Raw genomic sequence first — 10,069 nt, 5'->3', positions numbered from 1 at the left:
CCAGCCTCGTGCTCCTTCAGAATCCCGATGATCTGTTCGTCTGTGAAACGGTTGCGCTTCATTCCCTGGTCCTCTCAATGGGCCAGAGCTTACTTCAAAATGGATTATTTCAACGGGGCAAGGTCAACTTCCACAAATAGGGCCTAGCTTCTATTAGAGCCTTTCCTGGTTAGATTGAAGCATTTTGCCGGCTGAAACGGGCCGCCTGATCGACCGGCCGGCTTGGCCGTAGATCTGGGCTACGACGCGCGCCGGCCGGTCGACCATCCGCCTCCGTTTGAGCCAGCAGAATGCTGCAATCTAGCCAGGAAAGGCTCTAAGCGTGACTTTTGCTCAATCTTTGAGCAGAAGCAAATACAACCGCGGAAAAATCTGTCATACGCACGTCATGCAACTCATGCAAAGAGCTTGCGTAACGGAAAGGCGGGCTTACCTAGCGAAAGGCGGGTCTGGTTTTCGGGAGTGTCGGGAGCCGAAAAAGCAAAAAAAAACAAGGCCGGAAGCCTTGTTTTAATTATCGCGTGATCCTTAACCGTTACCGGGGCAGCGACAAGCGCGCCTAAGATCTGATCCTCCCAAGACTTGACCGCGAGTTCGGCAAGAATTTAACCTTCTTGCCTGTTTTGTGAGCTAAAGCTAGCTCAAAGATTGTGCTTTGTCATCAGCTTTTTTTGCATTTTTGCTACACTCACGCAAAATTTTTCTGTTGACAAGATTTACCTTCAAGCCCTTATAAATACGCGCTTTTTCGTGCCTGCTGAATTTATGGGCGCTAACATGCGTCTGCGGGAGGCGGCTCGCGTCGGTCGCGGGTTTCCTTCCTGCCGCGAAGCGGCTATGAACGCTCCCATCTTTAACAAAGACCGTCGATTCCGCTTGGGTAAGCGGCGTCTCAACTGTACCGGATTCCGCCATGCGTCTGTCCCGCTTCTTCGTGCCCATCCTCAAGGAAAACCCCAAGGAGGCGGAAATCGTCTCCCACCGGCTGATGCTGCGCGCCGGCATGATCCGCCAGCAGTCGCAGGGCATCTATTCCTGGCTGCCGCTCGGCAAGAAGGTGCTGGACAAGGTCAACAACATCATCCGCGAAGAGCAGAACCGCGCTGGCGCCATCGAGCTTCTGATGCCGACGCTGCAGTCGGCCGAACTCTGGCAGGAGAGCGGCCGTTACGACGCCTATGGCAAGGAGATGCTGCGCATCAAGGACCGTCAGGACCGCCCGATGCTCTACGGCCCGACCAACGAGGAAATGGTCACGGATATCTTCCGTTCCTTCGTGAAGTCCTACAAGGACCTGCCGCTCAATCTCTATCACATCCAGCTGAAGTTCCGTGACGAGATCCGTCCGCGCTTCGGCACCATGCGCTCGCGCGAATTCATGATGAAGGACGCCTATTCCTTCGACCTGACGCGCGAGGGCGCCGAACATTCCTACAACAAGATGTTCACCGCCTATCTGCGCACCTTCGATCGTCTCGGCCTGCGCGCCATTCCGATGCGCGCCGATACCGGCCCGATCGGCGGCAATCTCAGCCATGAATTCATCATCCTCGCCGATACCGGCGAATCCGAAGTCTTCTGCCACAAGGATTTCGTCGATTTCGACATTCCCGCCGAAAACACCGATTTCGACAGTGTCGAGGGCCTGAAGGGGGTCTTCGACAAGTGGACGTCGCTTTACGCCGCGACCTCGGAAATGCACGACGAGGCGGCCTTCAACGCCATTCCGGAAGGCGAGCGTCTTTCTGCGCGCGGCATCGAAGTCGGCCATATTTTCTACTTCGGTACGAAATATTCCGAGCCGATGGGTGCCAAGGTGCAGGGTCCCGACGGCAAGGAACACTTCGTTCACATGGGTTCCTACGGTATCGGCCCGACGCGCCTTGTTCCCGCCATCATCGAAGCTTCGCATGACGAGAACGGAATCATCTGGCCGGAATCGGTCGCACCTTTCGACGTCGTGGTCATCAACATGAAGGCCGGCGACGAGGCCTGCGACGGTACCTGCGAGCTGATCTATGCGGCGCTGACCAAGGCCGGCAAGGACGTGCTCTACGACGACACGGACGACCGTGCCGGCACCAAGTTTGCGACCGCCGACCTGATCGGCGTGCCGTACCAGATCATTGCCGGCCCGCGCGCGGTCGCGAACGGCGAAGTGGAAGTGAAGGACCGCAAGACCGGCGCCCGCGAAACGATGACCATCGAGGCGGCGATCAACAGGTTCGTGGCTTAAGAAAGACGGAGGCGAAATGGCAGAGGCAGCAGTGGACCGGAGTTCCAAATCCGGCTTGGGTCCGGCTGGCAAGCCATTTTCCACCTTCGAACGCCTGGTGGCGTGGCGCTATCTGCGCGCCCGCCGCAAGGAGGCCTTTATCTCGGTCATTGCCGGCTTCTCCTTCGTCGGCATCATGCTCGGCGTTGCGACGCTGATCATCGTCATGGCGGTGATGAACGGGTTCCGCACCGAACTCGTCTCCCGCATCCTCGGCATCAACGGCCATATGATCATCCAGCCGGTCGACGGTCCCTTTACAGATTATGCCGACCTGGTGAAGAAATTCGAGGCCGTGCCCGGCATCAAGATGGCGCTGCCTCTGGTGGAAGGCCAGGTTCTCGCGTCCTCGCAGACGGGCGGCAGCACGGGCGCGCTGGTGCGCGGCACGCGGGCTGAAGACCTCAGCAAGCTCAAGACCGTCTCCGACAATATCAAGTCGGGCGACATGGTGGGCTTTGCCGCGGGCGACGGCGTCCTGGTCGGCAGTCGCATGGCAGACCAGCTCGGCCTGCGCGTCGGCGACCTGATCACGCTGACGTCACCGGAAGGTGACGTGACGCCGATGGGCGTCAACCCGCGCATCAAGTCCTACAAGATATCAGGCCTTTTCGAGATCGGCATGTCGGAATACGACGCCTCGATCATCTACATGCCGCTCGAGGAATCGCAGCTCTATTTCAATGCGGACGGGCTGGTGCAGTCGATCGAGCTCTTCGTCAACAACCCCGACGACATCGACAACCTGAGGCCCAAGGTGGAGGAGGCGGCCGGCCGGCAGATCGCCATCACCGACTGGCGCCAGCGCAACCAGACCTTTTTCTCCGCCCTGCAGGTGGAGCGCAACGTGATGTTCATGATCCTGACGCTGATCGTGCTCGTCGCCGCGCTCAACATCATTTCCGGCCTCATCATGCTGGTGAAGGACAAGGGCAGCGACATCGCCATCCTGCGCACGATGGGCGCCAGTTCCGGCGCCATCATGCGCATCTTCTTCATGACCGGGGCTGCGATCGGCATTGTCGGCACGATCGCCGGCGTGCTGCTCGGCGTCGTCGTCTGCATCAACATCGAATCCATCCGCCAGTTCTTCTCCTGGGTATCGGGCACGGTGCTCTTCGATCCGCAGCTCTATTTCCTGAGCCAGCTGCCGGCGGAAATGGATATCAGCGAAACGGTCTCCGTCGTCGTCATGGCGCTGACGCTCTCCTTCATCGCAACGATCTTTCCGGCCTGGCGCGCCTCCCGCCTCGACCCCGTCCAGGCCCTTCGTTACGAATAAGGCCGTGCCACAGGCCACGTTCAAGGCCCAATCCAAGGAATGCCGCATTCATGAAACGCAACGTCGTTCTCAAGCTCTCGGGCGTCGAGCGCCATTACGGACAGGGCGAAACGCTGCTGACCATCCTCAAGGGCGCGGATTTTTCGCTGACGAGCGGCGAGATGGTGGCGCTGGTGGCGCCGTCCGGCACCGGCAAGTCGACGCTTTTGCATGTCGCGGGCCTGCTGGAACACCCCGATGGCGGCGAGGTGACGGTCAACGGCCGCCCCTGTGACGGCCTCTCCGACGAGAAGCGCACGGCGATCCGCCGCAGCGAGATCGGTTTCGTCTATCAGTTCCACCACCTGCTGCCGGAATTCTCCGCGCAGGAAAACATCATGATGCCGCAGCTCATCGCCGGCCTCTCGTGGAAAGAGGCGAGCGAGCGGGCAAAGATGCTTCTGGACTATATGCGCATCGGCCATCGCGGCACGCACCGGCCGGCGGAGCTTTCCGGCGGCGAGCAGCAGCGTGTGGCGATCGCCCGTGCCGTCGCCAATGCGCCGAGCCTGCTTCTGGCCGACGAGCCGACCGGCAATCTCGACCCCGAAACCGCCAACTATGTCTTCGACGCGCTCGAAGCGCTGGTGCGCCAGTCAGGCCTCGCCGCGCTGATCGCCACCCACAATCACGAGCTTGCCCGGCGCATGGACCGGCGCGTGACGATCTCCGACGGCAAGGTCGTGGATTTCTGAATTTCAGGCGACGATCAGGCCGCCGCGATAATCGAGCTCGTAAGCCTTCCGGCCACTCACTTCGATGGATTCGTGCCCGCGAAAATGCGTGCAATCGCCTTCGCTCGTATCGACATAGTGGCCGAGCGCGTGATCGAAGACCATGCCGCCGAGGAAGCGGCCCTGCCTGTAGAGCTGTGACAGGGCGGCGCGGATGATGCTGCCGGCGACCGTCGCATCGATGATGTCGGGCTCGATGATCCGCCCGAAATAGTTCATGGCCCAGACCGGCTTTTCCTCCAGCCACACGACTTCCTGACCGGCAAAATCCGTGCCGCCGAAATAGCTGTCGAGATAGCGCCAGATGCCGCGCTTGTAGCCGAGGTCATGGGCACCGATCCGATAGGAAGGCTGCGCCTTGGCGCCGGCGACATAGGTCTGCGATTTGGCTTCGACTATGAAGCCATTGAGTTCCAGAACGTCCATCGTCTCTCTGCTCCGACGTTAACCATGTCCCGCGGAAGCGGGAGGGAATCCTGTTGACAACAGAACATACATGGAACAAATTAAAAACATAAGAGCAAAGGAGAGCCAAATGACTGACATGATCCGTGATATCGCAGCATTCACCTCCATCGCAATGTTCATCGCCAGCTTCTCGCTGATCGTCATGGCAATGTAAGAATTCGGGGGATCGCATGGCTGCCATGCGGTCCTGAAGCGGGACTTTTTCTGGACAGAATCGCCTTCAATGCCGACAATGCGCGCTCTTCATTGAGGCGGTTGGAAGGGCATATCATGGCGGATGCGGAACAGGGTGCGATCGGCGGAAAGCCGGGCTTCGTTCATCTGAGGGTTCATTCCGCCTATTCGCTGCTCGAAGGCGCATTGCCTCTCAAGAAGATCCTCTACAAGGCCTCCGGCGACAGCCAGCCGGCGATCGCCATCACCGATACCAACAATCTCTTCGTCGCCCTGGAATTTTCCCAGAAAGCGATGGACGAGGGCCTGCAGCCGATCATCGGCTGCCAGGTGTCGATCGACATGGAAGACGGTCTCGAAACCGAACGGCGGGGTGGTCAGCAGGCGCTCGTCAAGCTGCCTTCCATCGTGCTTCTGTCGGCGACCGATGCTGGCTACGAGCGGCTGGTCGACCTTGTCAGCCGCGCCTATCTCAGCGGCGAGGGCAACTCGACCGTCCATATCCGCTCCTCCTGGCTGGAGGAGATCGGCACGGACGGGCTGATCGCGCTCACCGGCGCCGCGACAGGCCCGGTCGACATGCCGCTCAAGGACGGCCATGCCGGCCCGGCGGAGACGCGGCTGCTGACGTTGAAGCGCATCTTCGGCGATCGGCTCTATGTCGAGCTGCAGCGGCACGGGACTTACGACAAGCGCCATGAACAGAAGGTCATCAGCCTTGCTTACAAGCACGACCTGCCGCTGGTCGCGACCAACGAGGCCTTCTTCCCGACGCGCGACGATTACGACGCGCATGACGCGCTGATGGCGGTCGCCCACAACGCCATCGTTTCCGATGACAGCCGCTTCCGTCTCTCGCCGGATCACTACCTGAAGAGCCGTGCCGAGATGGAAAAGCTCTTCGCCGATCTGCCGGAGGCGCTGGACAATACGGTCGAGATCGCAAGGCGCTGCTCCTTCGTGCTGAAGACGCGCAAACCGATCCTGCCGCGCTTCACCGGCGCCACCGCCGATCCGGAAGAGGCAGAACGCGCCGAGGCGCTCGAGCTTCGCCGGCAGGCGCAGGAGGGGCTGGACATGCGCCTGGCGACGCTTGGCATGTCGGCCGGCTACGAGGAGAAGGACTATCGCGAACGGCTGGAGTTCGAACTCAGCGTTATCGAGCGCATGAAGTTCCCCGGCTACTTCCTGATCGTTTCGGACTTCATCAAATGGGCCAAGCAGCACGACATCCCGGTCGGTCCCGGCCGCGGCTCGGGCGCCGGCTCGCTGGTCGCCTATGCGCTGACGATTACCGACGTCGATCCGCTGCGCTTCTCGCTGCTCTTCGAACGCTTCCTCAATCCGGAACGCGTCTCGATGCCCGACTTCGACATCGACTTCTGCCAGGACCGCCGCGAAGAGGTGATCCGCTACGTGCAGCGCAAATATGGGCGCGAGCAGGTGGCGCAGATCATCACCTTCGGTTCGCTGCAGGCGCGCGCCGCATTGCGCGATGTCGGCCGCGTGCTGGAAATGCCCTATGGCCAGGTCGACAAGATCTGCAAGCTGGTGCCGAACAACCCGGCAAACCCGACGCCGCTGTCGAAGGCGATCGAGGAAGAGCCGAAGCTGCAGGAAGAAGCGGCCAAGGAGCCCGTCGTCGCCCGCCTGCTCGACATTGCCCAGAAGATCGAAGGCCTCTATCGCCACGCCTCGACGCACGCCGCCGGCATCGTGATCGGCGACCGCCCGCTGTCGAAGCTCGTGCCGATGTACCGCGATCCGCGCTCCGACATGCCGGTCACGCAGTTCAACATGAAGTGGGTGGAGCAGGCCGGCCTCGTCAAGTTCGACTTCCTCGGCCTGAAGACCCTGACCGTGCTGAAGGTCGCCGTCGATTTCTGCAAGAAGCGCGGCATCGAGGTGGATCTCGCCAAGATCCCGCTCGATGACAAGAAGACCTACGAGATGTTGTCGCGCGGCGAAACCGTCGGCGTGTTCCAGGTTGAAAGTGCCGGCATGCGCAAGGCGCTGATCGGCATGAAACCGGACTGCATCGAAGACATTATCGCGCTGGTCGCCCTCTATCGCCCCGGTCCGATGGAGAACATCCCGACCTACAATGCCCGCAAGCATGGCGACGAAGAGCTGGAATCGATCCATCCGATGATCGACCATCTTCTCAAGGAAACGCAGGGTGTTATCGTCTACCAGGAACAGGTGATGCAGATCGCCCAGGTCCTGTCGGGCTATTCGCTCGGCGAAGCCGATCTTCTGCGCCGCGCCATGGGTAAGAAGATCAAGGCCGAAATGGACCAGCAGCGCGAACGTTTCGTTGACGGCGCGGTCAAGAACGGCGTCTCCAAGCCGCAGGCCGACAACATTTTCGAACTGCTGGCGAAGTTCGCAAACTACGGCTTCAACAAGTCGCACGCCGCCGCCTACGCCATCGTCTCCTACCAGACGGCCTATATGAAGGCGCACTATCCGGTCGAGTTCCTGGCCGCGTCGATGACGCTCGATATGTCGAACACGGAAAAGGTCAACGACTTCCGCCAGGATGCCAAGCGTCTCGGCATCGAGGTCATCGCGCCCTCTGTCCAGACCTCGTTCCGCCATTTCGAGACCGGCGACAACCGCATCTATTACGCGCTGGCGGCAATCAAGGGCGTCGGCGAATCCGCGGTTGATCACATCGTCGAAATGCGCGGCGACAAGCCCTTTGCCAGCATCGAGGATTTCTGCCTGCGCATCGATCCGCGCCAGGTGAACCGCCGCGTCTTGGAAAGCCTGATCTATGCCGGCGCTTTCGATTGCTTCAAGCTGGATCGCGCCCAGCTTTCTGCCGGCCTCGACCGCGTGCTCGGTTATGCGCAGCGCGCCCAGGAAAACAAGCTGAGCGGCCAGTCGGATATTTTCGGCGGCGCGCTGTCCTCGGGGCCGGAAAAGATCGCCCTGCCGCCGTTTTCGCCCTGGCTCGCCTCCGAGCGGTTGCTCAAGGAATTCCAGGTGCTGGGTTTCTATCTGACGGCCCATCCGCTCGACAGCTACAACAACATCCTCCAGAAGATGCGCGTCCAGACCTTCCAGGAGTTCTCAGCCGCCGTGAAGCAGGGGGCCGCCAACGGGCGACTGGCGGGCACGGTGATTTCCAAGCAGGAGCGCAAGACGCGCACCGGCAACAAGATGGGCATCATCGTCTTTTCGGATTCCTCCGGTCAGTATGAAGCCGTGCTCTTCTCGGAAATGCTGAACCAGTATCGCGACGTGCTGGAGCCCGGCAAATCCTTCGTCATCACCGCAACCGGCGAAGAGCGGCCGGAAGGTGTCAGCCTGCGTCTGCAGACAATCCAGTCGCTGGAGGAAAAATCGCTGCAGATGCAGAAGGCGCTGCGCGTCTACGTGCGCGATTCCGGCCCGTTGCGCGCCGTCGCCGCGCATCTGAACGCCAAGGGCGACGGTCTCGTCTCCTTCATCGTCATCAAGGAGGAGGGCAAGCGCGAGGTCGAGGTGGTGTTGCAGGACAAGTACCGCATCACGCCGGAGATCGCCGCTGCCTTGCGGGCGGCACCCGGCGTCGTCGATGTTGAACTCGTCTGACGGAAACGGCAACCGGCAGGGTGCCGGTTGCCCTCCTTTCAGCCGGCCTGCAGGCGGCAGGATGTATCCGTGCAGCGCCCCCGGCCCATGCCCATGATGACCATGCCGACCAGCGTCGCCCCGACCGGCACGAGAAGCGCGGCGCGCAATGCCTCCAGCCGTTCGGACGGGCTTTCGCCGTCGCCGAGGACAAACGTGCCGACGGCACTGACGGCGGAGAGGCCGAGGGCCGCGCCGAACTGGAACGAGGTATTCACCAGCCCGCTCGCCAGTCCCTGCTCGCCTTCGGCAATGCCATCGGTCGCGATGATCGTCAGTGGGCCGTAGCCGAGCGAGAAGGCAAGGCCGAGCAGGATCGTCGACGGCAGCATCGCCGCATAGGTCCAGTCGAGACCCATGCCGAGGAAGAGCGCGTAGCCGGCGACAGCAAAGGCAAAGCCGCCAAGCACCACGCGCCTGTTGCCGAAACGCTCCACGAGCATGGGTGTCAGCAGCGGCGCCAGAATGGCGTCCATGCCGATGACGATCAGGGCAAGGCTGGTCTGGAAGGAAGACCAGCCGAGCAGTTCCTGCAGATAGAGCGAAACGATGAACTGGAAGCCGAAGAAAGCGCCCGTAAAGAGCATCGCTGCGAGGTTGGATTACACCAGTGCGCCAGACCGGAAGATGCCGAGCCGCACCAGCGGCGCCCGCGAATTGCGCTCGATGAGGATGAAGGCAAGCCAGAGCAGCGCGCTTGCCCCCGCCGCCCCGATCGTCCGGTTCAGGTCGTCGCCTGCGTGCTCCAGCCGGGTCAGGGCATAGGCGGCAGATAACATGGCGCCGGTCAGGGTCAGCGCGCCGGCCATGTCGAACCTCTGGCGCGCGGCTGCCTCTTGCCGGGTTTCCACGATCAGCTTCGTGCCGGCAACGAGCAGGACGGCCGAGAAGATGACCGGCGCGAAGAACACCCAGCGCCAGCCGACAGCGGAAAGAAGCCCGCCGATCACGAGGCCGAGCGAAAAGCCGGCCGAGGCCGTGCCGGCGTAGATCAGCACCGCCCTGTTGCGCTGCGCCCCCTCGGGAAAGCTGCCGTTGATGAGCGCGAGGCCGGCGGGCGTCATGAAGGCGGCCGCAGCACCGGTGACGAAGCGGGCCGTCAGCAGCATCCAGCCCTCGGTCGCAAAGCCGCCGAGACCGGAAAACAGCAGGAAGACGGTCAGCGCCGTCAGGAAGACCTTGCGCTTGCCGTACATATCGGCGACGCGCCCGCCGAGCAGCATCAGCCCGGCATAGGCAAGCACATAGGCCGACACCACGGCGCTGAGCGTCGTGGTCGAAAGCGCAAGTTCGGCGCGGATCGAGGGCAGGGCGATATTGAGCATGGCGGCGTCGATGCCTTCGAGGAAGATCGCGCCGCACAGGACGGCAAGCATGCCGGCGGCACGGCCGCTCATTTTCCCGCTATCGGCTGCCAGAGGAGGACTTGTGGACATCATCGATTCCTTGTTCGTGAAGCAGGGAAGAGCGAGAATG

The 10,069-nt window shown here is 61.5% G+C and carries 9 protein-coding genes; 5 read left to right on the top strand and 4 right to left on the bottom strand.

All coding sequences use genetic code 11. The features are described 5' to 3' along the window. Positions 1 to 636: 636 nt before the first annotated feature. Positions 637 to 915 (bottom strand): hypothetical protein, encoded by a 279-nt coding sequence (locus tag ACFPWW_RS03575; protein WP_377310396.1) that lies wholly within the window; start codon positions 913 to 915, stop codon positions 637 to 639. Between ACFPWW_RS03575 and proS the strand changes: the two genes are divergently transcribed. From proS to ACFPWW_RS03560, 3 genes are read left to right on the top strand one after another with little or no spacing between them, the layout of a single operon-like run. After that, positions 914 to 2,236, top strand: a complete 1,323-nt coding sequence (proS, locus tag ACFPWW_RS03570) for a proline--tRNA ligase (protein WP_377310394.1) — start codon at positions 914 to 916, stop codon at positions 2,234 to 2,236. The genes ACFPWW_RS03575 and proS overlap by 2 nt on opposite strands. A gap of 16 nt (positions 2,237 to 2,252) precedes the next feature. Next, the gene (locus ACFPWW_RS03565) at positions 2,253 to 3,557 is read left to right on the top strand and encodes a lipoprotein-releasing ABC transporter permease subunit (protein WP_112566321.1); all 1,305 of its coding nucleotides are present in this window, start codon (positions 2,253 to 2,255) and stop codon (positions 3,555 to 3,557) included. Positions 3,558 to 3,607: 50 nt separating this feature from the next. Beyond that, entirely contained in the window at positions 3,608 to 4,291 is a 684-nt protein-coding gene (locus tag ACFPWW_RS03560; RefSeq protein WP_112566324.1) for an ABC transporter ATP-binding protein, read from the top strand. A 3-nt stretch (positions 4,292 to 4,294) separates the two neighbouring features. Here ACFPWW_RS03560 and ACFPWW_RS03555 read toward each other — a convergent pair whose 3' ends face one another. Then, positions 4,295 to 4,756: a DUF5680 domain-containing protein gene (locus ACFPWW_RS03555; RefSeq protein ID WP_377310391.1), complete on the bottom strand. Its 462-nt coding sequence runs from the start codon at positions 4,754 to 4,756 to the stop codon at positions 4,295 to 4,297. 70 nt (positions 4,757 to 4,826) lie between these two features. Between ACFPWW_RS03555 and ACFPWW_RS03550 the strand changes: the two genes are divergently transcribed. Next, entirely contained in the window at positions 4,827 to 4,952 is a 126-nt protein-coding gene (locus ACFPWW_RS03550) for a hypothetical protein (protein WP_377310389.1), read from the top strand. 116 nt (positions 4,953 to 5,068) lie between these two features. Beyond that, positions 5,069 to 8,554 carry a DNA polymerase III subunit alpha gene (dnaE, locus tag ACFPWW_RS03545; RefSeq protein WP_377310387.1) on the top strand — a complete coding sequence of 1,162 codons (3,486 nt, stop codon included), beginning with the start codon at positions 5,069 to 5,071 and terminating at the stop codon, positions 8,552 to 8,554. Between the two features lie 38 nt (positions 8,555 to 8,592). On the opposite strand, the gene ACFPWW_RS03540 is transcribed toward dnaE, so the two are convergent. Both ACFPWW_RS03540 and ACFPWW_RS03535 read right to left on the bottom strand, forming a co-directional pair. After that, positions 8,593 to 9,180 carry an MFS transporter gene (locus ACFPWW_RS03540; protein ID WP_377310385.1) on the bottom strand — a complete coding sequence of 196 codons (588 nt, stop codon included), beginning with the start codon at positions 9,178 to 9,180 and terminating at the stop codon, positions 8,593 to 8,595. A 15-nt stretch (positions 9,181 to 9,195) separates the two neighbouring features. Further along, a complete protein-coding gene (locus ACFPWW_RS03535) occupies positions 9,196 to 9,990 on the bottom strand; it encodes an MFS transporter (RefSeq protein WP_377310384.1) in 795 nt (264 codons plus the stop codon). Between the last annotated feature and the right edge of the window lie 79 nt (positions 9,991 to 10,069).

Origin of the sequence: Rhizobium sp. GCM10022189 (assembly GCF_042656325.1) — a bacterium.
In the GTDB taxonomy this organism is placed as follows: Bacteria; Pseudomonadota; Alphaproteobacteria; order Rhizobiales; family Rhizobiaceae; genus Rhizobium.
The sequence above is the reverse complement of the archived record's forward strand: the minus strand, read 5'-3'. Positions and strand labels throughout refer to the sequence as shown.

Coding starts and splice junctions, on each gene's coding strand:
- proS (WP_377310394.1), top strand. CDS start 914: ATGCGTCTGTCCCGCTTCTTCGTGCCCATCCTCAAGGAAAACCCCAAG.
- ACFPWW_RS03535 (WP_377310384.1), bottom strand. CDS start 9,990: ATGAGCGGCCGTGCCGCCGGCATGCTTGCCGTCCTGTGCGGCGCGATC.
- ACFPWW_RS03565 (WP_112566321.1), top strand. CDS start 2,253: ATGGCAGAGGCAGCAGTGGACCGGAGTTCCAAATCCGGCTTGGGTCCG.
- ACFPWW_RS03555 (WP_377310391.1), bottom strand. CDS start 4,756: ATGGACGTTCTGGAACTCAATGGCTTCATAGTCGAAGCCAAATCGCAG.
- dnaE (WP_377310387.1), top strand. CDS start 5,069: ATGGCGGATGCGGAACAGGGTGCGATCGGCGGAAAGCCGGGCTTCGTT.
- ACFPWW_RS03560 (WP_112566324.1), top strand. CDS start 3,608: ATGAAACGCAACGTCGTTCTCAAGCTCTCGGGCGTCGAGCGCCATTAC.
- ACFPWW_RS03550 (WP_377310389.1), top strand. CDS start 4,827: ATGGAACAAATTAAAAACATAAGAGCAAAGGAGAGCCAAATGACTGAC.
- ACFPWW_RS03540 (WP_377310385.1), bottom strand. CDS start 9,180: ATGCTCTTTACGGGCGCTTTCTTCGGCTTCCAGTTCATCGTTTCGCTC.
- ACFPWW_RS03575 (WP_377310396.1), bottom strand. CDS start 915: ATGGCGGAATCCGGTACAGTTGAGACGCCGCTTACCCAAGCGGAATCG.